General features: G+C 46.7%; 18 protein-coding genes. 15 read left to right on the top strand and 3 right to left on the bottom strand.

Annotated elements, in window-relative coordinates; all coding sequences use genetic code 11:
• Positions 1 to 25 precede the first annotated feature (25 nt).
• The 10 genes from nuoF (at position 26) to DVY93_RS10120 (ending at position 13,299) form a co-directional block, all read left to right on the top strand.
• Positions 26 to 1,390 (top strand): NADH-quinone oxidoreductase subunit NuoF, encoded by a 1,365-nt coding sequence (gene nuoF / locus DVY93_RS10165; protein ID WP_442966516.1) that lies wholly within the window; start codon positions 26 to 28, stop codon positions 1,388 to 1,390.
• Between the two features lie 10 nt (positions 1,391 to 1,400).
• Positions 1,401 to 4,505 (top strand): NADH-quinone oxidoreductase subunit NuoG, encoded by a 3,105-nt coding sequence (gene nuoG / locus DVY93_RS10160; protein ID WP_230710615.1) that lies wholly within the window; start codon positions 1,401 to 1,403, stop codon positions 4,503 to 4,505.
• A gap of 52 nt (positions 4,506 to 4,557) precedes the next feature.
• Entirely contained in the window at positions 4,558 to 5,550 is a 993-nt protein-coding gene (nuoH, locus tag DVY93_RS10155) for an NADH-quinone oxidoreductase subunit NuoH (RefSeq protein WP_230710653.1), read from the top strand.
• A gap of 55 nt (positions 5,551 to 5,605) precedes the next feature.
• Entirely contained in the window at positions 5,606 to 6,154 is a 549-nt protein-coding gene (gene nuoI, locus DVY93_RS10150) for an NADH-quinone oxidoreductase subunit NuoI (protein ID WP_193005623.1), read from the top strand.
• Positions 6,151 to 6,870, top strand: a complete 720-nt coding sequence (gene nuoJ, locus DVY93_RS10145) for an NADH-quinone oxidoreductase subunit J (protein ID WP_193005624.1) — start codon at positions 6,151 to 6,153, stop codon at positions 6,868 to 6,870. Before nuoI ends, nuoJ begins: the two co-directional genes overlap by 4 nt.
• A gap of 98 nt (positions 6,871 to 6,968) precedes the next feature.
• A complete protein-coding gene (nuoK, locus tag DVY93_RS10140; RefSeq protein WP_040641932.1) occupies positions 6,969 to 7,277 on the top strand; it encodes an NADH-quinone oxidoreductase subunit NuoK in 309 nt (102 codons plus the stop codon).
• Positions 7,278 to 7,281: 4 nt separating this feature from the next.
• Complete coding sequence (gene nuoL / locus DVY93_RS10135) at positions 7,282 to 9,156, top strand: NADH-quinone oxidoreductase subunit L (protein ID WP_198335137.1); 1,875 nt, start codon at positions 7,282 to 7,284, stop codon at positions 9,154 to 9,156.
• A gap of 1 nt (position 9,157) precedes the next feature.
• Entirely contained in the window at positions 9,158 to 10,783 is a 1,626-nt protein-coding gene (nuoM, locus tag DVY93_RS10130) for an NADH-quinone oxidoreductase subunit M (protein WP_193005626.1), read from the top strand.
• Positions 10,784 to 10,786: 3 nt separating this feature from the next.
• The gene (nuoN, locus tag DVY93_RS10125; protein ID WP_230710613.1) at positions 10,787 to 12,265 is read left to right on the top strand and encodes an NADH-quinone oxidoreductase subunit NuoN; all 1,479 of its coding nucleotides are present in this window, start codon (positions 10,787 to 10,789) and stop codon (positions 12,263 to 12,265) included.
• A 194-nt stretch (positions 12,266 to 12,459) separates the two neighbouring features.
• Positions 12,460 to 13,299 (top strand): ferredoxin--NADP reductase, encoded by an 840-nt coding sequence (locus tag DVY93_RS10120; protein ID WP_230710611.1) that lies wholly within the window; start codon positions 12,460 to 12,462, stop codon positions 13,297 to 13,299.
• Between the two features lie 274 nt (positions 13,300 to 13,573).
• Here the strand turns inward: DVY93_RS10120 and DVY93_RS10115 are convergent, their stop codons facing one another.
• The gene (locus DVY93_RS10115; protein ID WP_230710609.1) at positions 13,574 to 14,347 is read right to left on the bottom strand and encodes a hypothetical protein; all 774 of its coding nucleotides are present in this window, start codon (positions 14,345 to 14,347) and stop codon (positions 13,574 to 13,576) included.
• 402 nt (positions 14,348 to 14,749) lie between these two features.
• On the opposite strand from DVY93_RS10115, the gene DVY93_RS12475 reads away from it, so the two are divergent.
• Both DVY93_RS12475 and DVY93_RS10105 read left to right on the top strand, forming a co-directional pair.
• The gene (locus tag DVY93_RS12475) at positions 14,750 to 15,637 is read left to right on the top strand and encodes an energy transducer TonB (RefSeq protein ID WP_193005630.1); all 888 of its coding nucleotides are present in this window, start codon (positions 14,750 to 14,752) and stop codon (positions 15,635 to 15,637) included.
• Between the two features lie 84 nt (positions 15,638 to 15,721).
• A complete protein-coding gene (locus DVY93_RS10105) occupies positions 15,722 to 16,597 on the top strand; it encodes a mechanosensitive ion channel family protein (RefSeq protein ID WP_198334991.1) in 876 nt (291 codons plus the stop codon).
• Positions 16,598 to 16,639: 42 nt separating this feature from the next.
• On the opposite strand, the gene ybeY is transcribed toward DVY93_RS10105, so the two are convergent.
• Together ybeY and DVY93_RS10095 are read right to left on the bottom strand one after the other, a co-directional pair.
• Positions 16,640 to 17,278 (bottom strand): rRNA maturation RNase YbeY, encoded by a 639-nt coding sequence (ybeY, locus tag DVY93_RS10100; RefSeq protein ID WP_198334990.1) that lies wholly within the window; start codon positions 17,276 to 17,278, stop codon positions 16,640 to 16,642.
• Positions 17,279 to 17,507: 229 nt separating this feature from the next.
• Entirely contained in the window at positions 17,508 to 18,599 is a 1,092-nt protein-coding gene (locus DVY93_RS10095) for a PhoH family protein (protein ID WP_230710651.1), read from the bottom strand.
• 623 nt (positions 18,600 to 19,222) lie between these two features.
• Here DVY93_RS10095 and DVY93_RS10090 point away from each other — a divergent pair.
• From DVY93_RS10090 to DVY93_RS10080, 3 genes are all read left to right on the top strand, one after another.
• A complete protein-coding gene (locus DVY93_RS10090; protein WP_230710608.1) occupies positions 19,223 to 20,521 on the top strand; it encodes an FAD-dependent monooxygenase in 1,299 nt (432 codons plus the stop codon).
• A 225-nt stretch (positions 20,522 to 20,746) separates the two neighbouring features.
• On the top strand, positions 20,747 to 22,006 hold the full coding sequence (locus DVY93_RS10085; protein ID WP_230710607.1) for an FAD-dependent monooxygenase: 1,260 nt from the start codon (positions 20,747 to 20,749) through the stop codon (positions 22,004 to 22,006).
• 72 nt (positions 22,007 to 22,078) lie between these two features.
• Positions 22,079 to 22,552: a DUF262 domain-containing protein gene (locus DVY93_RS10080; protein WP_230710606.1), complete on the top strand. Its 474-nt coding sequence runs from the start codon at positions 22,079 to 22,081 to the stop codon at positions 22,550 to 22,552.
• Positions 22,553 to 22,674 lie beyond the last annotated feature (122 nt).

Raw genomic sequence — 22,674 nt, 5'->3', positions numbered from 1 at the left:
CGGCCAAGGCCAAGCGCCAAGCCAATTGAATGCACAGCGTGTTCCGATTTATGGTGATAAAGCGACAGCCACTAGTGAAACCAAGCCTTTGACTTGGCGTTTGGCGCATCATGATGCCGTGCTTGATCTGGCAACCTACGAGTCTTTAAAAGGCTTTACTGGCTTAAAGCAAGCGTTAAGTAAGTCCCCTAAAGATGTGGGCAATATGATTAAAGCTGCCAATGTCAGAGGACGCGGTGGCGCAGGTTTTAACGCTGGATTGAAGTGGTCATTCATGTCCCCACCGGACGGTTTGCCGCGCTATCTCATCTGTAACGCGGATGAGATGGAGCCAGGCACGTTTAAAGACCGTTTGCTCATGGAGCGTCTGCCGTTTCAGCTGATCGAAGGGATGCTGATCACCGCTCACGCTATCGGAGCGACGGATGGCTATATCTTTATCCGCGGTGAATACATTCTAGCCGCTGAGCGTTTGGTCGCTGCTATCGAAGAGTGCTTGGCCAACAATCTCATGGGCGACAACATTCTTGGCTCAGATTTTAGCTTTAATCTGCACGTACATACGGGTGCTGGCCGCTATATCTGCGGTGAAGAAACCGCTTTAATCAACTCCCTAGAAGGTCGCCGCGCCAACCCTCGTACCAAGCCGCCGTTTCCGCAAATCTCTGGGGCGTGGGGCAGACCGACGGTGGTCAATAACGTCGAGACGTTAAATAATATGCCTGCGATTCTCAATCATGGTGTCGAGTGGTATCAGTCACTATCAAAGATCAAAGGCAAAAGTGAAACCCCTGGTACTAAGCTGTTTGGCTGCTCAGGATTGGTCAATGACCCAGGTCTATGGGAGCTGCCATTTGGCTATACAGCTCGCGAAATCATTGAAGATTTAGCCGGTGGTATGAAAGATGGTAAAACGCTCAAAGCATGGTTACCGGGCGGCGCATCTACTGACTTTTTAACCGCCGATCATTTGGATGTAGTCGTGGATTTTGACACCATTCAAAACGCTGGTAGCCGTATGGGTACTGGTCTGATTATGGTCGTCGATGAATCACAAGACATGGTGCCATTACTACGTAACCTTGAGATTTTCTTTCAGCGCGAGTCATGTGGTTGGTGTACACCATGCCGTGATGGTCTACCGTGGGGTGTCAAGCTGCTTACCGCCATCAATGATGGTGAAGGGCAAGTGGGCGATGTCGAAAAACTAGAAGGCCTGACGCGTGACTTATGGATTGGTAAAACGTTCTGTGCGCATGCCCCAGGTGCGATGGAACCACTAATGAGTGCGATTAAATATTTCCGTCCAGAGTTTGATCAAAAAATCGCGCAGGCGGTTGGTGTAGACGTCATTGATGCTGCAGCCAACCAACAGCCAGTAGTGAAATAAGGAGAGCGGCATGGCAGTCATACATATTGATGGAACCACTGTCGAAGTAGATAGCAGCGACAACTTACTACAAGCCTGCTTATCACTCGGCATTGATGTGCCGTATTTTTGTTATCATCCCGCCCTAGGCTCAGTAGGCTCGTGCCGTCAGTGCGCGGTCAAGCAATTCCAAAACGCCGAGGATATGGAAGCCGGTCGCGGTCGTCTTGTCATGTCATGTATGGTCGCACCTGAGAATGACACGTACATCTCAGTCACTGACGATGAAGCCAAAGCGTTTCGTAAGTCGATGGTCGAGCTACTCATGACCAACCATCCGCATGATTGTCCAACTTGTGAAGAGGGCGGTCATTGTCATTTGCAAGACATGACTTATATGTCAGGCCATAGTCGTCGTCGCTATCGCTTTACCAAACGTACCCATCACAACCAAGAGCTTGGCCCCTTTATCGCCCACGAGATGAATCGCTGTATCGCGTGCTATCGCTGTGTACGCTTTTATAAAGACTACGCTGGCGGCGAAGATTTGGGTGTTTATGGCTCAAACAATCGTGTTTATTTTGGCCGTGATCAAGACGGACAGTTTGAAAGCGAGTTCTCAGGCAACTTAACCGAAGTCTGCCCAACAGGTGTGTTCACTGATAAGACGCATTCTGAGCGCTACAATCGTAAATGGGACATGCAGTATGCGCCTAGCATCTGTCATGGCTGCTCGGCGGGTTGTAACACTTCACCGGGCGAGCGTTATGGTGAATTACGCCGCATTGAAAATCGCTATAACGGTGACGTCAACCGTTACTTCTTGTGTGACCGTGGTCGTTTTGGTTACGGCTATGTCAATCGTGCCGATCGCCCAACCCAAGCGCTTGAGCGTATCAATGATAAGCATGTCAAGATTAATATTGACTATGCCCTCGATGAAACCATCAAACGTATCAAGGACAAAAAAGTCATTGGTATTGGCTCGCCACGTGCCAGCCTTGAGACTAACTTTGCGCTAAAAAACCTCGTCGGCTTTAATAACTTCTCGACAGGCCTGAACCATCAGCAGCAATCTCTGGTCAATAAATGTATCGAAGTGCTTAGTACTGAGGGTATCTATAACCCAAGCATGACAGATATTGAAAGTCATGACGCGGTGCTGGTACTGGGCGAAGACATTACCCAAACGTCATCACGTGTCGCATTGTCAGTACGACAAGCGGCGAAAAACGAAGGCCTAAAAATGGCCGCCGCGTTGAAGACACAGCCTTGGCTTGCAGAACCGGTCAAACGTATCGCGCAAGATGCACTAAGCCCAGTTTATGTCATCGATGTGACGCAAACCAAGCTAGAAGACATCAGTAAAGTGAGCGTGGTCGCGACGCCTGAAGATATCACCAAACTTGGTTTTAAAGTGGCTGATGAGATTGCAAGCTTCGCTGGTGATATATCAGCAATTGTTAATCCACAAAACACTGAGCAACAAGATGACAATGTGAGTGATGATGCCAATACTGATGGCATGCAAGCGCTGGCGCAACAAATCGCTTATGATTTGATCCAAGCGGATAAACCATTGGTCATATCCGGTAGCAGCTTATCTTCTACGGCATTGATAGAAGCAGCGGCACAAATTACTCAGGTCTTAACGCAAAAACGCGCGGCAATCAAAGCGACTGAGCAGCAACAAGTTGAAGCGCATAATGCTATGGTTCGTGATCAGCAGCTCCGTGCAGCAGAGAAACAGGCACAAACTGGGCAACCTGAAGAAGACAAAGAGCTATCAGCAAAACCCGCCAAGCCTGCAACGGGCACCAATAAAGAAGCGCAAGATGATGTTGAGCGTGAGCCTGCTGAAACTGCTGAGCTAAGAGAAGTTAACAAAAGTTACCACGCTCAAGCGGGTATTTATTTGACCGTTCCTGATGCCAACAGCATGGGCGTTTGCTTGCTTGGCGGTCAGTCAGTTGAAGAGCTACTAGCGACCGATTTTGATGTGGTGGTGGTCGCTGAAAACCAACTGACAGACGCGATTGATGCCAATAAATTAACGCAGCTATTGACTGATAAAACCGTCATAGCCTTAGATCATCAGCTGCTCGATTGGCACAAAGACGTCGATATTGTCTTGCCAGCCGCAAGCTTTGCAGAAGCGGATGGCACCTTGATATCGGCTGAAGGACGGGCGCAGCGCTTTTTCCAAGTGTATGACAACAATTACTACCACCCAATGAGCAGCATCAAAGAAGGCTGGCGCTGGCTACATGCGGTCCATAGCAGCGTTGAAGGCCGTGATGTCGATTGGACGCAGCTTGATGATGTGATCAATGCCTTGATTGCAACGCATCCTAAACTTGCGGATATCAAAGGCGCGGCACCAGATGCCGATTACCGTATTACGGGTCTTAAAATTGCCCGTCAGCCGCGCCGCTATTCAGGTCGTACCGCCATGCGTGCGCCAATATCAGTCCATGAGCCGATGCAGCCAAAAGATTTGGACACCGGTTTAACCTTCTCAATGGAAGGTTATAGCGGCAAACAAACACCAAGTTCGATGATTCCTTTTGCCAATGTGGCAGGATGGAACTCACCGCAAGCATGGAACAAGTATCAAGATAAAGTCGGTGGCCACCTAAAAAATGGCGATCCTGGAGTGCGCTTATTCGATCAGCTAGCGCGCCTAGCCACTCGTCAGTATGTTGCGCCTGACGCCACGTCTGCGAACACGACAGACATGCAGCAAGGACAAGCCAAATTGGTGCCTATCCATAATATCTATGCCAGCTCTATGATGGCATCTCGTAGCCCAATCGTCGCTGAGCAACTGCCTGTTGCCGCATGGCGTATTGGTGTGGATGATGCTAAAGACTGGAATATTGCGGCCGGTGATTACTTGGCGATTGAAATCGATAAGCAACAAATCACCTTGCCAGTACAGCTGGTGGGTTATTTAGCAGAAGGTTGTATCGGTTATCCAGTTGGACAGGTGAGTATCATTCATCCGTCAATGCCAGCGTCGGTACGCAAAGTTGAGGCACCAGTGACGATGATGGGTAGCATGGCTAACGATATGATGAACAATAATAATGCTGCGCAAATGAATACAGCGCCGACCACCACACAGGAGGTGTAATATGCAAGTTACCCGTATTATCCCTGATGTGCCAAGCTTTTTGGCCGGTAGTATGAGCTTTGACGCTTGGTCTATTCTGTTTTTGGTGGGCCAATCGTTGGTCATCTTTTTAGTGGTGGTGCTGGTTGCTGCTATGATGATCATCTATGAGCGTCGCATGCTAGCCTTGTGGCAGGACCGTTATGGTCCCAACCGTGTCGGCCCTTTTGGTTCACTGCAGCTGATTGCTGACATGTTAAAAATCTTCTTTAAAGAAGATTGGACACCAAAATTTACCGATAAGTTTATGTTTACCTTGGCCCCAGCGGTCGCGATGTTTACCGCCTTGGCCTCCTTTGCCATTATTCCTATCTCGCCCATGCTGGGCGTGGCAGATTGGGACATTGGTATCTTGTTCTTCTTTGCCATGGCCGGTATCGCTGTTTACGCGGTGATGTTTGGGGGCTGGGCGTCTGCCAATAAGTTCTCGTTACTGGGTGGTTTGCGCTCTGCGGCACAGACCATCAGTTATGAAGTCTTTTTGGGTTTATCATTGATGGGCGTGGTCGCGTTAACAGGCTCCTTTAACTTGCGCGCTATTGTAGAGTCGCAAATTGATGGCTGGTATATCATTCCGCAGTTTTTCGGCTTTTTGACCTTTGTGGTGGCTGGTGTGGCCGTGACTCACAGGCATCCATTTGACCAACCAGAAGCAGAGCAGGAGCTCGCGGAAGGGTATCATGTCGAATACTCTGGTATGAAATTCGGTATGTTCTTTATTGGCGAGTATGTCAACGTTGTACTGATTTCTGCCCTCATGACGTGCTTGTTCTTTGGCGGTTGGCTGCCACCTTTTAATTTAGATATTCCATTTATTCCACCAGCTTTTTGGTTCATGATTAAGACGTTGTTCTTTATGACCATGTTTGTTTTGGCTCGAGGCTCACTCATGCGTCCGCGCTATGATCAGGTGATGAACTTTGGCTGGAAAGTTTGTCTGCCAGTAACCTTGATTAATTTATTGGTTACTGCTGCGGTCATTTTGATCTTTTCCCCAACGTTGTAATCATCACTAGCCATCACTGATGAACTAGGGTAAAGCTGATAAGGATAATAATCCCATGTTTACTACCATAAAAAAGACCGTCATTGGTATATTTACCATTGTCCGCAGCATGTGGATGGTCAATAGTCATGCGCTCAGACCGCGTGACACCATTCTTTATCCTGAAGAGCCGGTACCCGTACCGCCGCGTTTTCGTGGACGTATTGTCCTAACGCGCGACCCTGATGGGGACGAGCGCTGTGTGGCTTGTAATTTGTGTGCGGTGGCCTGTCCGGTTGGCTGTATCTCGTTACAAAAAGCTGAGCGTGAAGACGGACGCTGGTATCCAGAGTTTTTCCGGATCAACTTTTCGCGCTGTATTTTTTGCGGATTGTGTGAAGAGGCGTGCCCAACCACAGCGATACAAATGACGCCTGACTTTGAGCTGGGTGAATATAAGCGCCAAGATTTGGTCTATGAAAAAGAGCATTTGCTTATTTCAGGACCAGGCAAATATCCCGATTATAACTATTATCGTGTGACGGGTATGGCGGTAGCGGAAAAACCAAAAGGGGCGGCACAAAATGAAGCTGCACCGATTGATCTGAGGAGCTTGCTGCCATGATGAATATTTTAAACCATCCTGAATTGGCAGGGTTTTATTCGCTTGCGGCGGTGGCAATCTTTGCCAGTCTACGCGTGGTGACCCAATCCAATCCAGTGCATGCGATTTTATCGATGATTGTGTCGTTACTGGCGATTGCTGGCATATTTTTTGTGTTGGGTGCGCCATTTGCAGGGGCACTTGAGATCGTTGTTTATGCTGGCGCTATTATGGTGCTGTTTGTCTTTGTCATCATGATGCTCAATTTAGGGATGACCAATGATGAGCGTGAAGAGCGTTGGCTTGATGCGGGTACTTGGGCGATACCGACAGGATTGACCCTGATTATTGCCGTCGTGCTTTACGCAATGATTGGTCTTAATCATGACGAAGCCGCTATGATTGGCGGTACGACGGTTTCAGCCAAAGTCGTTGGGACAGTGCTGTTTACTAAGTACGTGATGCTCATCGAAGTGGCGGCGTTGTTGTTATTGGCGGCCTTGGTTGCAGCGTATCATTTGGGCAAAGAGTCGAGCGATGATGAGGTCGTCGGTAATGACCCTCAAGGCTTTCAGACCCATACGGGTAATACCAAGCCATATGGTAACGATAGCACCCATACAAAGAGTGAGGCAGTAACAATGGCTGAACCTTACGAATATAAAGATGTTGACCCGCATGACTATGTAAGTATGAATGTGGGTGTGAATAAAGTCACGCGCAAGGAGTCCGACTGATGGTACTAGCAGCGAGCGTGGCACAAGACGTGTCAAACGTGCCGTTTGCCCACGAGGTGGTAGGCTTAGTACAGCCTGTGGCTGAGGTACACAATGTATTGGGTATGATCCCTATGAGTCATGGATTAATTTTGGCAGGGATCTTATTTGCCATTGGTCTGTGCGGGGTCATGGTACGACGTAATTTCCTATTTATGCTAATGAGTCTTGAGATCATGATGAACGCGGCAGCACTGGCCTTTGTGGTGGCAGGGAGTCGCTGGGTTGATCCAGATGGACAGATTATGTTTATCTTTATTTTGACGTTGGCAGCAGCAGAAGCGGCCATTGGTTTGGCCATATTATTGCGGTTTTATCATAAGCGTGGGCATCTTGATGTCGATAGCGCCAATGAGATGAAAGGATGATGTCATGAGTTTATTACCATTAACCTTTATATTCCCGCTCATTGGCTTTTTGATTTTAGCCTTTATGCGCGACAAATTAACGGAACAGGTGGCAGCGGCTGTCGGTGTCGGTAGCATGCTGTTATCAGCTCTATGTACGCTGGTGGTTAGCTATAGCTTTTTGACCACCAATCCAGCCGGCACGGTCGTAGAGATTCCGCTGTGGACGTGGTTCCAAGTGGGTGACTTTGCGCCCCATTTCGGCTTGAGCTTTGATGGCTTGGCACTGACCATGACTGGGGTCATTACGGGTATTGGCTTTTTAATTCATCTGTTTGCCGCTTGGTACATGAAAGGGGACACTGGCTTTGCCCGTTTCTTCAGCTACATGAACTTGTTCGTTGCCAGCATGCTATTGCTGGTATTAGCAGATAACTTGTTCTTGCTTTATCTCGGCTGGGAAGGCGTGGGTATCTGCTCTTACCTTTTGATTGGTTACTATTATCATGATAGAGCCAATGGCCTTGCCGCGATGAAAGCTTTTACCGTCACGCGTGTGGGTGATGTGTTCTTAGCCTTTGGTTTGTTTTTATTGTTCCGCGAGTTCGGTACGCTGAATATCCAAGAGATTATTACGCGCGCGCCAGAAGTATTCGATATTAATAATCCAACGATGATGCTTACTACCATGATGCTCGTTGGCGGGGCGATGGGTAAATCAGCGCAGTTGCCACTGCATACATGGCTGGCTGATGCGATGGCTGGTCCGACACCAGTCTCGGCTCTGATTCACGCCGCGACGATGGTCACCGCTGGGGTTTATTTAATTGCCCGTCTGCACCCCTTGTTTGAATTGACCCCAGGTATCTTGTTGTACTGGGTTGGCGGCGTAGGGGCGTTGACACTGGTGGTTGCTGGTTTCTGTGCACTTGCGCAAACAGACATCAAACGTATTCTTGCGTATTCGACCATGAGCCAGATCGGCTATATGTTCTTGGCGCTTGGCGTTGGCGCATGGCAAGGGGCTATCTTTCACTTAATGACGCATGCTTTCTTTAAAGCCTTGTTATTCTTATCATCAGGTGCGGTCATTCTTGCGGTACATCATGAGCAAGATATCTTTAAGATGGGCGGACTGCGTAAGAAAATACCATTGGTATTTTGGTGCTACATCGTGGGTGGCGGTGCACTGGCTGCGATACCTTGGGTCACTGTTGGCTTTTACTCGAAAGAAGCGATTCTTTGGGAGACTTATGCCACCGGTCATATGGTCCTGTTTTATATGGGGGTATTCGGTGCGTTCTTAACCGCGATTTATACCTTCCGTATGATTTGGATTATTTTCTTTGGCGAAGAAAAAACCCATGCGCACAAATTATCAGGGGTGTCGTATTGGCTGCCTCTTACTGTACTGCTTGTGTTATCTACCGCGGTTGGCGCATGGATCACACCGCCCTTACAAGGGGTGTTGCCGGAGAGTGTTGGGCATTTATTAGAAGTGGCGGGTCAAGCGCATGGTAAACATACAGCAGAGTATATTGCGATGGGTGCGATGGCGGCAGGCTTGATACTGGCGGCACTACTATATGTGGTCAATAAGGGCCGACTGCTGACGAGCTTTAAGCGCTCGCGCATTGGTGGGGCGCTATATCACTGGTGCTATCATGGCCTCGGCTTCGATGCGCTATACGATGTGATTTTTGTAAAACCCTTTTTGTTCATCGGCCGCTTATTTAAAGCCGACCCTATCGATAAAACGTGGTATGTGTTACCTAAGCTGGCTTCAGCAGGTAATAAGGTATTGTCTGCGACGCAAACAGGGTCACTTCGAGGCTATGCTGCAAGCTTTGGCTTGGGTATGGCGGTATTGCTAGTGCTGGTAATGATGACGGTGGTATAAGATGATTGAGTTACAACAAACGTGGATGCTACCAGCATTGATTGCGATCCCTTTTATTGCAGGGTTGCTATGCTGGTTGGTAGAGCGGTTCAATAAACGTCTGCCGCGCTGGATTGCCTTGATTGGTATGACGTTGACCTTTGCCTTGTCATTGGTACTCTGGCAATACGGTGATTTTAGCGGTATGAGTAAGCAGGTGATTGCACCGGACTCTGCGGTGCCTTGGGTGGCTGAATTTAGTGTGCCGTGGATACCAAGCTTTGGTATCAGCTTTCATTTGGCATTAGATGGTTTGTCGCTATTAATGGTAGCGTTGACTGGCCTGCTCGGTATTGCTGCGGTGGCTTGTTCGTGGAATGAGATTCAGCGCCGTGTTGGCTTTTTTCACCTCAATTTGCTGTGGAGTTTGGGCGGCGTCATCGGTGTTTTCTTAGCCATTGACCTGTTTTTATTCTTCTTCTTTTGGGAGATGATGCTGGTCCCTATCTACTTCTTGATCGCGATTTGGGGTCATGATGTCGTTGGTAAAACCAAAGAATATGCCGCAACCAAGTTCTTTATTTATACCCAAGCCTCTGGGTTAATCATGCTCATTGGTATATTGGTATTGGTCATTATCAGCTACGCGCAAACGGGCGTGGTGAGCTTTAACTATAATGATTTGCTCGGTACGTCACTTGGCGGCTGGGAATATCCAATCATGCTGTGCTTCTTTATTGGCTTTGCGGTCAAGTTACCAATTATTCCTTTTCATGGTTGGTTGCCAGATGCGCACGCGCAAGCCCCAACCGCAGGTTCGGTGGATTTGGCTGGTGTGCTCATTAAGACGGCAGCCTACGGTTTGATTCGTTTTGTTTTGCCCTTGTTTCCAGTGGCGTCACAAGAGTTTGCACCGATTGCGATCACCTTAGGTACGATTGGTATATTCTACGGGGCGTGGCTCGCCTTTATGCAAACGGATATGAAGCGTCTGCTAGCGTACACCAGTATCTCGCACATGGGCTTTGTGGTATTGGCGATTTATGCCGGCACATTGCTTAGCTTACAAGGTCTGATGATTCAGATGCTCGCGCATGGCTTAAGCTCGGCGGCATTATTTATCATGGCAGGGCAGCTGTATGAGCGTCTGCACACACGCGATTTGACCTTGATGGGCGGCATGTGGGGACAGTTCCGCTACTATGCGCCGATATTGATGTTCTTCTGCGCCGCCTTACTTGGGATACCGGGCACAGGTAACTTCATTGGCGAGTTTATGATTTTGTTTGGCTCATTTACGCAGTATCCAGTGTTTGTCGTCTTGGCTACCTTTAGCTTGGTGCTGGCAGGGTTATACTCGCTTATTCTGATTCACCGCGCGCTATTTGGTAAAAACAATATCGAAGCGTTGGCCGTACAAGAAACCAAATCTCATGGATTACCAGTACGTAAACTAAAAGATTTGGGCAAGCGTGAGCTGTCATTACTACTGATGCTTGCCGCTGGTTTGGTATGGCTCGGATTGTATCCACAGCCGTTCCTTGATACTTCAAGTCATGCGATGCAGTGGATTAATAACGCATATATATACAGTCAAGTGACACAGGTAGATGCGTCGCAACTGCTTGATGCAATGGAGGCACGTTAAGTCATGTATAATATTACGATGAATGATTTGATGGGATTGTTGCCTTATGCACCGATTATAGCCGTCGTTATTACAGTGTTGGTGGTCATGATTGCCATCGCCATTAAACGCTCACATATGGTCACTGGCACGGTGACGGTTGTCGGTTTAAATATCGGTCTGTTTGTCTTAATTGGACAAATGGCTGGTATCATCGAGAGCGGAACGGTCTTACCAAGTGCTGAGCAATTATTTGTGATTGACAACTTTGCTCAGTTTAACATGGTGGTTATTTTTGTCTGCGCCTTGGCCTGCTGTACGTTATCTTATGCGTATTTGGCAAACCTCAAAGACAATAAAGATGAGCTGTATCTGCTCATGTTGCTATCGACGATTGGCGCGCTGCTCATGGTAAGCGCTCAGCACATGGCATCGTTCTTTATGAGCTTAGAGATGCTTTCAGTGCCACTATATGGCCTATTGTCCTATACTTATATGCGTAACCGCTCGCTTGAGTCAGGTCTAAAATACTTAGTACTGTCTGCGACTGCATCGGCAACGTTGCTCATGGGCATGGCCTTTATTTATGCAGAAGTCGGGTCGTTGGGCTTCAAGCCTATTAGTATGATGCTTAGCAATCTTTTTGAGTCGCCACTCTTGATACTTGGCGCAGCGATGATGATGTTCGGTATTGCCTTTAAATTGTCGGCGGCGCCTTTTCACATGTGGACGCCTGATGTTTATGAAGGAGCACCCGCACCGATCGCCACATTTTTAGCCTCGGTTTCCAAGGTTGCGATGATGGCGCTGGCTGTTCGCTTCTTAATTGACACGGCTTTATTGGCGTTGCCATCGGTACAGATGCTGCTTATGGTGATGGCGACCTTATCGATTTTGGTGGGTAATTTATTAGCCATACGTCAAACCAGTCTCAAACGTCTACTCGGTTACTCTTCGATTGCCCATATGGGTTACGTGCTGATCGTTATCGTGAGCATCGGGACGGCCGCGGATAGTATCTCGAGTATGTATATGGCAGTTTATGCCTTTACCTCTATCGGTGCCTTTGGCGTGGTGACATTGATGTCGAGTCCTTATCGCTTATCTGGAGAAGCGGATGAGCTGACTCATTATCAAGGGCTGTTTTGGCGTCGTCCGGTGCTGACCGCTGTCATGACTATTATGATGTTGTCATTGGCAGGTATTCCACTGACGGCAGGCTTTATCACCAAGCTGTTTGCAATATTGGCCGCTGTACAAGGCACCAATTGGTTCTTAGCGGCGATGATTATCTTGGGTAGTGCGATCGGCTTGTTCTATTACTTGCGTGTCATGCTCACGCTATTCAAACGTCCTAAGCAATTTATTGAGTTTGATGTGGCTGGGCAATGGGGTATCCGTACTGGCGGGATCATGGTGATTGCGGTCACAGCGATTATTGTCTTCTTCGGTATCTTGCCAAACAGTATGATTGAGCTGGCAAGTCTGGCTCGTATTTGGTAGAGCTGTCCTATTTAATGACGTTGCTGTCAAAGACATGGTATAAGTGGCTGTATGCTTATGCCGCTACTTAGCCATTGTTACGGTTAGAAAACCAAGATGCGCCAGCTTTGTGATAAGCTTGGCGCATCTTTTTATTTGTAACGTTTAAAAAATTTAGACAATAACGATTAATAATGTGTGAGTGAATGACTACTATGAGTGATAATATTCAAAAGGTAACAGTGCTCAGTAAAACCACCTGGACGCCAAATCTGTTTAGCTTTACGGTCAGCCGTCCAGATAGCTTTAAATTTACGGCAGGGCAATTTGTCCGTTTGGGTGTCAATCCTAGTCAGCTACAGTATTATAAGCAGCGGCAAGACGTCTCGGAAGCCACTGATGAGACGTTTGAGGCAGCCTTGAATGAAGACATCTTTCGAGCTTATTCGATTGTATCGTCACCCTTTGATGAGGTGCTAGAGTTTTTCTCTATTGTTATTCCTGATGGTGCCTTTACCTCGCAATTACAACACCTGCAAGTAGGGGATGAGCTGCTGCTTAATACTCTGCCGTTTGGGTTTTTGACGCTAGCACGTTATCAAAAACCACTGCCAAAAGACTTGTGGTTGCTGGCGACAGGGACGGGCTTAGCGCCATTTTTATCTATGTTACAAGACTTGAAAACATGGGAAGATTACGAGCATATCGTACTCGCTTATAGCGCACGCTCGACAGCAGAGTTGGCGTATATCGAGAAGATTGAGCGCTTGCAAGAAGACTTTGGCTCGCTGGCTGACAATCCAGCAAAGCTGATTTTTATTCCAATCGTGACCCGTGAGCCTGTGAAAGGAGCGTTGTCAGAACGTCTACCAAAGCTATTATTGGATGGCACTCTGCAAGAGCGGGTAGGTATTGCTTTAGACGTTGATAGCACCCACGTCATGCTATGCGGTAATCCAGATATGGTGGAAGACACCAAAGAGGCGTTAAAGACGCTCGGCTTGGTCATGAATCGTCGCGGTGAAGGAAATATTGCGGTAGAAAACTATTGGTAACCGCATGGTGAATATAAGCTTACTAGGGCGTGTCCTCAATTCAATCGATAGTCATCTAAACGGACTAAAAATGGCTAAATCTTGCCAAACAGCGGCAAATAGTTGGTTAATATCTCGATATTATCTGCACTATTTTTCTTGTTTGACTGCAATTTATCTCATTTTTATCACCATTTTTAAAATGAGGACACGCCCTAGCATAAAAAAGCGCTGACGCTAAAGACAGGAGTCTCTAAGCGTCAGCGCTTTTTTATAAAGTGACAGTCTACCGGCTTTACACTTGGCTGGGTTCGGTGGCGTCATCTATCGGGTTGATAGGGCCTTGCATCAGCTCAGGCTCATCATCATCGCTAATGATGTCTTCGTTGCTGCTTGCCGCCAATAAATCCCGATAATTGATTTGGGTTTTTAAAACCAATTGTTCTTCTTCAAGCTCGCCGTAGTTCACCTGCACCTTGTGTAAGGTACTGATGATTTTTTTGTTTTTCTTAAGCCAGCGATTAATATCAAGATAAATGACTTCATCTTTTGCACGGGCAATATTGATGTAAGACAGAATGAACCCTAAAGGGTCTTTTTTTAGGATGCTGTGATAAAACCAGATAAATAGCTTAATACCTTGGCGTTTAAGAAAAGACTCACAGCGTAGGTTTAGCACATCGGTATAAGTCTGCTGGCCAAACACAAAGCGCTGAACGTTACGGTCAAGCTGCACATGGACCAAACTAAAGTTACTGGCTACCTCAGCATAAATACCACCCGCATTAACCGTGCAGTATAAGCGAAACCAGTGATCGTGTATCTCAACGCGCAACTCTAAGATGGCTTTGACGTTGTCGGTCACAAACTTTTGCAACGCATCATTGACGTATTTTTGAGCGACAGGGAGGGGGATTTCATCTTCAAGCTTATCGGTCGTTTTATTGTATAGCTGCTTGATCGACTGGGTGAGGCGATCCCAGCCACCGCTGAAAGACTCATCAAAACGGTCGCCAATATCCTCAAAGAACTCATCAAAACTGTCTGAATTATTCACGTTATCACTCATGTTATCAAAGCCACTCAAACTTATTATCCTTATCATTATAGGGGGCATCATTGACGAGATGCGGTACAGATCACCTATTAAAAACTATAAAATGGCGTCTATGCAAGTCACTAGCAGCGCTAAGATATAAATCTGCCCCTGTATTTGATTACAACTTATCAATAACATTGCACGTATATTTTAACGGATGCAAGCTAAAAAAACGTATTTGTTAACGCACTACCTAAAAAACGGTGTTTAAACTATTATCAATACGGTGTGAGTGGGTGGACGTGCCCCATTTACGGTTACGCTAGCAGCACAATTCTAAGTCATGTTATGATAGCACTCGCATACACTGCCAGCTCTACTACGATCGGACTTGGTGTTCGCTCGATCTATACTTAATGTCTGAGACCTATTGTGGCCTATATCAAAGACTCGCAAAGCTATCATTTTTCTGCACAAGCGCCTAAGCGTGACGTAAGCTTGCCTGTTGCTGTTTTTATTGCCGTTGCCGTCCATGCCCTCATTATTTTTGGTATCAGTTTTTCTACGGGCAAAGACCCCGCTGCAATGATGCAAGATGTCGCAAAAGTGCTCACAGATAACATGAAGCCAAATGAAGATGCACATTTTATTGCCAATGCCTCACAAGTAGGCGGCGGTACGATACATGAGACGTTAAGGCAAGAGACCGATCAGATCAGTCCACTGGCGGCTGAGCAAATGAGCGAGACACAAGATGTCATTAATTTACAGCGTCAAGTTCGCCAGCAGCGCTACCAAGAAAGCTATCTGCGAACCACCTTAAGCTGGCGACAAGCGGCGGTAGAGTCTGACAATGACAGCAAACAAGCACAAGATGATGTCATGGCCCAAGAAGAGCGCCTACGTAAACAGATCGCAACGCTCGAAGCCCAACTCTCGCAACGTCAGCAGGTCTATGCCACCAAATCAAAAGTGGTGACGATGGATAGCAATTCAACGACGCGCGGCGATGCAGCTGATTATATCAATACTTTTCGTGAGCATGTTGAGCGCGTTGGCAACCTGCACTATCCGGTACAAGCTCGGGCCCAAGGCATCACGGGCGAAGTACGCCTGATGGTCATTATTAGTAATAATGGTAACATTAAAGCCATTCGCTTGCTAGAAAGCTCAAACTCAACGATATTAGATGAAGCGGCTAAGCAGTCAGTACGGCAAGCGGCTCCTTTTGGCCAGTTTACTAAAGACATGAAAGACATTGTCGAGTTGCGCCTGATACGTACTTACCGTTATAGCGATAAAGTCGATGTGACGTATTAATGACTGATGCCAATGGCTGAAACGATAGACACCAAAAGTTATTAATATGAATCTCTCAATACACTTACAGAATAAAGAGTCAGTATGGAATTTTTAGGTTTTACCGTAGACATCGCCACCCTAACTGCCAGTGCGGTCGTTTTAACAACCAAATTGGTGTTGGCCATATTAATATTCGTCGTTGGACTTTGGCTGGCTAAAAAGGCGGTTGCTGTTGCCCATAAGGTGATGTTACGTGGCCGCTTAGATGACACCGTTGCTAGCTTTTTAGGTCGTCTTTTATATGGTGTGTTGTTGGTTGTGGTCACCTTGGCAGCGTTGAGCAAAGTTGGCGTACAGACCACCTCTGTCGTCGCGATATTGGGCGGTGCTGCGGTTGCTATTGGTTTGTCACTAAAAGATCAGCTGTCTAACTTTGCTGCTGGCATTATGATTGTGACCTTTCGCCCATTTGTACGCGGTGATTACGTGCAGATCAGCAGCTATACTGGTACGGTGACAGAGATCACTTTGGTGAACACGCATCTGACGACGATAAACAATCACGACATCATCATCCCTAACAGCGATATTACGACCTCAGCTGTGGTCAATTATACAGCGCTTCCCAATCGCCGCGTCGACATTACAGTTGGTATTGGTTATGACGCCAATATCAAAACGGCCAAAGAAGTGATGCTGAATTTGGCAAAAAATAATCCGCTGGCCTTTACCGATCCTGAGCCGATTGTGCGAGTGACCAATCTGGGCGATAATTCAGTGGATCTTACCTTAAACGTTTGGACAACCAACGCTGATTGGTGGACGATGCAGTGTGAGTTGCTAGAGCAGTTTAAATACGCGTTGGATGACGAGCATATTGAGATCCCATTCCCGCAGCGCAGCGTCCATGTCAAAGGTTTGGATCACATGATTAATCAAATGGGGCAAGCCCAAAAACTGCCTTTGGCCAAAGACTAGTTGCTTTAGACAAAATTATTAAAAGGACTGGCTGCGCTTGGCTTAAGCATTTGGAATATAGGGATTTGGTAAGTTCAGACTTGCCAAAATATCAATCTCAAAGCTTTCCATCTCATCTTGTTCGGCCTGTCCAAGCTCGTGATCAAAACCCAGTAGGTGCAACATGCCATGTATTAACAGATGGCTAATATGCTGCGCCACGGTTTTGTCTTGCTCTTTGGCTTCACGCACCATCACTTCGTGACAGATAATAAGCTCACCGAGTGGTAACGTGGGCATCAGCTCAATGACGGCAATGGGTAAGTCACTTGGGTAAGATAAAATGTTGGTCGCATAGTCCTTACCGCGCGCTTCTAGATTTAATGCATGCCCCTCAATACTATCAGTAACGTACAAATCTAGCGATTTAGATTTTTCTTGCCACAGTTCAGGGTCGATATCCTCAAAATAGGGGAGTATCAGACCACTATTGACGCGCGCATTGACATACTCTAAAGTTGCCCTCATGACGGGCAGTAAGTGCTCACGATGGTAAAAGGTATCAAGGATCTCATCGTCAATACTATCAGTAGCACTGATGTCGAGTGCCGCTAAGCTTGCGTTGTTGCTGATGATTGCAGCATCTGTCTCGTTGTGTGGGTCGTTATGTGTGTCATGATGCTCATCGTTAGACTGACTCATGCCCTTATCCTTTTTATTGTTTTGTGGGGTTATTGCCTGATGGAATGCTGTGCTTAAATGGCACGAGTGCCGCAAGTATTTTGGGTATTTTACTAAGGCCACTATAACCAAGTTGTAGGTAGGCTACCAGTAGAAAATAATGCCAACCAACGCTTAACAAGAGAAAACCGGACTACTCACTGGTAGTCCGGTTGTATGTTTCTACAATTAGAACACTGAGGCAATAAGTTTACAGTTTAGCGGCAGCATCCGTGATGGCTTGTTTGCGCTCTTGTTCTTTGAGGCGTTCAAATTTACGCTTCTCTTGTAGCGCCATTTGCTCATCATCGAACACATCATAAGCTTCGACAATTTTTTGTACCAACTGGTGACGTACCACATCTTTTGAGTCAAATTTGGTGATATGAATCTCTTCGATACCGCTTAAGATATCCATCGCCTGCGCCAAACCTGACTTATGACCACGGGGCAAATCGACCTGCGTGATGTCACCTGTGATGACCGCACGTGAGCCAAAACCCAAACGGGTCAAAAACATTTTCATCTGTTCTGGTGTGGTGTTTTGCGCTTCATCTAGAATGACAAATGAGTTGTTTAACGTACGACCACGCATGTAGGCCAGCGGCGCGACTTCGATAATCTGACGTTCAATCATTTTGCCAACTTTTTCAAAGCCGAGCATCTCATACAGCGCGTCGTATAACGGACGTAAATACGGATCAATTTTTTGGGTCAAATCGCCCGGTAAGAAGCCCAGTTTTTCCCCAGCTTCTACGGCAGGACGCACCAATAAAATCCGCTCAATCTCATTACGCTCAAGCATGTCGACCGCACAAGCGACTGCCAGATACGTCTTACCCGTACCAGCAGGACCAATACCAAATGACACATCAGAGCTGAGGACGTTTTTTACATAGCGTTGTTGGTTGCCACCGCGAGGGACGATGCGTCCTTTGCGAGTGCGTAAGCTAACGGGGGTAAACTCACTGGCGGCCTCTAAGTCGTCTTCCTCTTCTGCACCATCAGAGTTTTGCTCATCGGCGTCCCTATCTTCATCGCGCGAGATGCTCGATTGGATGATCAGATGCAACTCTTCTGCGCTGATGTCTTTGGTGTTTTGTGCTTCGTCTACCATCTTATAAATAATACGTTCACCGCGCTCAACACTCGTTACATCGCCACTAAGGCAGAAGTCGCCTTGGCGTTGAATGATTTTGATATCGAGGCGTTCTTGGATATATTTCATGTGATTGTTATATTCACCAAGCACGGTTTTGAGCTGTGCTGGGGTTAATGATTCAAACTTTATACGGCGGCTCATGGAATCAGTCAAGCGATTATCCTTGTGTTGTATGCCCGTGACTATTGATCAGTTTTGTTTGCTCAGTTCTGATTGCGTGACGGGCTGAAGAGATAAAATAGTCAGTTATGTGATATGGGTTTTAAATAATAAAGATAAAAATAACGGTAACATTCTTATTGATTTTGTGGAGGGGGATAAGCAAGCATCTAGCCTTTATTATGGTAGATGGTTTCTAAAATTCAAGCCATATATTAGATAGATGGCGCTGTTTTTGTATGGCAATTGCAACCGATATCGTCACTTTTATAGAGTAAGTGAATGCGCGTGCCATCACGTGTCATTGACTGTTTAGATGTGACGATCAGCGATAGAGCGCGGCTCCTGCCAATACATTAACGATATTGAGTTGCTTGGCTTTACCAGTGCGATCATGGCTTACTATAAGATCAAATAAGTGCTGTGTCTATCGTTAAGAGCAGGGCATGCTAGGCAATTTGTGGTAATCTATTGGGCATAAAACAGCGTTTTATTATTGAATTTAAAGTATAAGTAAAATGCTAAAATCAGAGGATAAAAATAAGTTCCACCAATGATTCATTGCTTATAAAGAGCGTGCCCAACCGATTATAATAGGAATAATAATGACGCAAAATACTGATTCAAATTTATTGAATGCGACAAACGGACAGGCAATCACTGAGCAACAGGTGCTTATCGCGGGTGGTGGTCATGTTGGCTTGTCCTTTGCCCTACTGCTAGCACATCATGGGATTGCCAGCACTTTACTGGAAAAAAACAGCTATCCAACCATCAGTCCAACCGATGACAGTACTCGCAGTCATTACTTGGACAGTCGCAATACCGCGCTATCGCGGCGTACCGTACAGATTTACCAAGAGATTGGACTGTGGGATGAGCTACACAGCCATGCTTGCCGCATCGATGCGGTACAGATTAGTGAGCAAGGTAGCTTTGGCCGCGCGCAACTGAGTAAGGCCAAAGAAAAAGTAGAATCATTTGGACAGGTGATGGAAAACGCTTGGCTCGGACGCAAGCTGTTGTTAGCGGCTCAGCAGTCGCCACTGATTACTTTGATCGATCATGCCAATGTGACGGCAGTTACGCAGCAAACAGACGGGGTGACACTTAGCTTTAGCTATTATGGTGAAGAAGAGCATGAGCAGCAACTCCAAGCGAGTGTCTTGGTTGCATGTGATGGGCGCGACTCTACGGTGCGTCAGCTGTTAGATATTGGTACGACGACTTATGATTATGAGCAAACTGCGATTGTTGGCGTGGTTGAGACGGATAAACCACATGAGCATGTGGCAATCGAGCGTTTTAGTCCAGCCGGTCCGCTTGCCGTGCTGCCATTGACGGATCCAGAGGGCGATGGCAATGATGAATACCAAAAAGGATACAGACGTTCGGTCGTGTGGATCTGTCCTAAAGGTGAGGAGACGCAGTATTTAGCGGACGATGCGCACTTCTTGGCGACCTTACAGCAGGGTTTTGGGCAACGTGCTGGTAAGTTTGTGGCTGCTGGTCGCCGCGGCGCTTATCCGCTGACTCGCGTACTGGCAGACAAACAAGTGGCGGGGCGCTGTGTCATCATGGGCAATGCCGCTCATACCTTGCATCCTGTGGCAGGGCAAGGCTTTAACCTTTGTATGCGCGATGCCCACGTATTGGCGCAAATGCTGAGGGCGCAAGTGCTCAGAGGTGAAGACATTGGCGATACACAGTTATTAAAACGCTATGAGCAGGCGCGTCAAACCGATCAAAAACGGGTCATTCGCTTCTGTGATGCCGTGGTTCATGGCTTTACTCATCCGAACCCAGCAGTGAAGCTGGCACGAAACGTGGCTTTGGTTGCCTTTGATAAACTGCCAAATATCAAGCCACTGGTAGCGAATTATGCGATGGGTTTGAAATCGTAATATCGTCAGTTGAAAATAGAATCGATACGTTAATATCATCGTGCTAATGGGATACATTTTTCTTGCTTGCTGCTTGCAAGCGTGACAGAGGCTGCGAAAAACTCCTCCTATTCACACTGTATCGGTTTTAAATAGAATGGACTGTATCTACAAAAAATACGCGGATGCCTCAAGTTAGCAGTCATAAATATGATGAGCAGATTATCGCTCTACAAAGGATGTTCCATGAAAAATAACCATACAATTATTATTGGCAGCGGTATTGTTGGTGCCACATTGGCTTTAAAGCTGGCACAAGCAAAAATGCCAGTGACGTTGATTGACGCACGCCCTGCGCGTGATGAATCGGCTTGGCAAGCGGTATTGAGCAAACGTGATGCCCGTGTTTATGCGCTGAGCTTAGCCAGTATTCACTTACTCACAGAGGTCGGCGCGTGGCAAAAGATTGCCGCCTCCAAGCGTAAAGCGGACTACTCGCAAATGCAGGTATGGCAGCTCAATGGCATGGGTGAGTTATTGTTTGGTGATAGTAAAGATCAAAACCTTGACGCAAAATTGCTCGGCAGTATGGTGGAGCCTGCGGTCATCGAACATGCACTATGGCAACGTTTATACGGCGAGGATGTCAGTGACTACCTAACCATTATCGCTAGGCAAAAAGTTGTCAATATGGATTGGTTGGGCGCGCAGCAAGGCTACCGCGTGACTTTAGACGATGGTACAGCAATTGAAGCGGCGCTAGTGGTTGGAGCTGATGGCCGTGGATCATTTGTGCGTCAGCAAGCAGGGATTGGACTCGATACCTTAGATTATCATCAAACCGCGATTTGCTGTGCGATCCAAACCCAAAAACCGCATCAAGCGACTGCGCGCCAAGCCATGCTACCGACGGGTACACTAGCGTTATTGCCGTTAGCCGATATTACAGATGCCGATAAGGCCAATCCACACTATTGGCAATCGATAGTTTGGACACTGCCGCGCAATCAGGCATTGGCATTGATAGAGGAAGAAGATCGTGTTATCGCAGACAAGCTGGCGGCCGCTAGTCACTATGAGCTGGGCGCTATTCAGCAAATTGAATCCATCGCCAGTTTTCCTTTGACAGCGCAACAAGCGAAAAGTTATGTCGCTGATAATTTGGTGTTGGTCGGTGACGCGGCCCATGGCGTCCATCCGCTGGCGGGTCAAGGGCTAAATCTGGGTATGCTCGATGTGAAGGCGTTAAGTGAGCAACTAGCGCATGACTTTGCTCGTAGTGGCGGTAAGTTTTGGGGCAATAATCAAACGCTGCGCACTTATGAGCGTTTACGCAGTCCGCATAATAGCCTGATGATGCACAGCTTTTCGGCGCTTAACTGGCTGTTTGCAGGGTCGCTTGCCCAAACGCGTCCCGTGCAGCAAATACGCAGTGAAGGGATGTATCGCGTTGGCAAAATAAAGCCACTGATGCGCTTGTTTGCTAAGCAGGCGAGTGGGGTTTAGCTACATGTTATATATGGATTAAACAGATAGTTAGCGTTTTACATTTTAATTAACAAAAGGAATCATAGAAACATGGAAGCTCATGCCCGAAATCTAGAACGTATATTCGATAGTACTGTCTCATATCAAATCCCACTTTTTCAACGACCTTATGTTTGGACAGAAGAAAAAAATTGGTGTCACTTATGGGATGATATCATTGATGTCTCCAATCGATATTTAGCCAGTGAAAATTGTCGCAATCATTTTTTAGGTGCTGTAGTTTTAGAACGTGACAATAATGCGACAGGTTCTATTGAAACAAGACAAGTTATAGACGGTCAACAGCGATTTACTACTTTACAGATAATGATGATTGCTATTAGAGATGTTTGTAGAAAATACGATAACAATAAGTTATATGACCGTTTTAATGACTTGGTGTGTAATAAACGTAGCAAGGTTGATTTAGACCAAGAAGCATATAAAATTTGGCCAACCAATAGTGATAGATCTGCTTTTAAGACAGTACATCACTTAAATAGCTATGATGTAGACCAGATATAGTCAGTTTAAAATAAAACTGTTATGCTTTGGACAAATATCATAAAACAATTTGGATAAATCATTCTCCATCCAGCCTTGGCGTAGAAACTTCACCTGAGCCCATTTTTTCTCACTCGAGCATA

It is taken from the genome of Psychrobacter sp. CCUG 69069 (genome assembly GCF_021023115.1).
In the GTDB taxonomy this organism is placed as follows: domain Bacteria; phylum Pseudomonadota; class Gammaproteobacteria; order Pseudomonadales; family Moraxellaceae; genus Psychrobacter; species Psychrobacter namhaensis.
The sequence above is the reverse complement of the archived record's forward strand: the minus strand, read 5'-3'. Positions and strand labels throughout refer to the sequence as shown.

Coding starts and splice junctions, on each gene's coding strand:
- nuoG (WP_230710615.1), top strand. CDS start 1,401: ATGGCAGTCATACATATTGATGGAACCACTGTCGAAGTAGATAGCAGC.
- nuoH (WP_230710653.1), top strand. CDS start 4,558: ATGAGCTTTGACGCTTGGTCTATTCTGTTTTTGGTGGGCCAATCGTTG.
- nuoI (WP_193005623.1), top strand. CDS start 5,606: ATGTTTACTACCATAAAAAAGACCGTCATTGGTATATTTACCATTGTC.
- nuoJ (WP_193005624.1), top strand. CDS start 6,151: ATGATGAATATTTTAAACCATCCTGAATTGGCAGGGTTTTATTCGCTT.
- nuoL (WP_198335137.1), top strand. CDS start 7,282: ATGAGTTTATTACCATTAACCTTTATATTCCCGCTCATTGGCTTTTTG.
- nuoM (WP_193005626.1), top strand. CDS start 9,158: ATGATTGAGTTACAACAAACGTGGATGCTACCAGCATTGATTGCGATC.
- nuoN (WP_230710613.1), top strand. CDS start 10,787: ATGTATAATATTACGATGAATGATTTGATGGGATTGTTGCCTTATGCA.
- DVY93_RS10120 (WP_230710611.1), top strand. CDS start 12,460: ATGAGTGATAATATTCAAAAGGTAACAGTGCTCAGTAAAACCACCTGG.
- DVY93_RS10115 (WP_230710609.1), bottom strand. CDS start 14,347: ATGAGTGATAACGTGAATAATTCAGACAGTTTTGATGAGTTCTTTGAG.
- DVY93_RS10105 (WP_198334991.1), top strand. CDS start 15,722: ATGGAATTTTTAGGTTTTACCGTAGACATCGCCACCCTAACTGCCAGT.
- ybeY (WP_198334990.1), bottom strand. CDS start 17,278: ATGAGTCAGTCTAACGATGAGCATCATGACACACATAACGACCCACAC.
- DVY93_RS10095 (WP_230710651.1), bottom strand. CDS start 18,599: ATGAGCCGCCGTATAAAGTTTGAATCATTAACCCCAGCACAGCTCAAA.
- DVY93_RS10090 (WP_230710608.1), top strand. CDS start 19,223: ATGACGCAAAATACTGATTCAAATTTATTGAATGCGACAAACGGACAG.
- DVY93_RS10085 (WP_230710607.1), top strand. CDS start 20,747: ATGAAAAATAACCATACAATTATTATTGGCAGCGGTATTGTTGGTGCC.
- DVY93_RS10080 (WP_230710606.1), top strand. CDS start 22,079: ATGGAAGCTCATGCCCGAAATCTAGAACGTATATTCGATAGTACTGTC.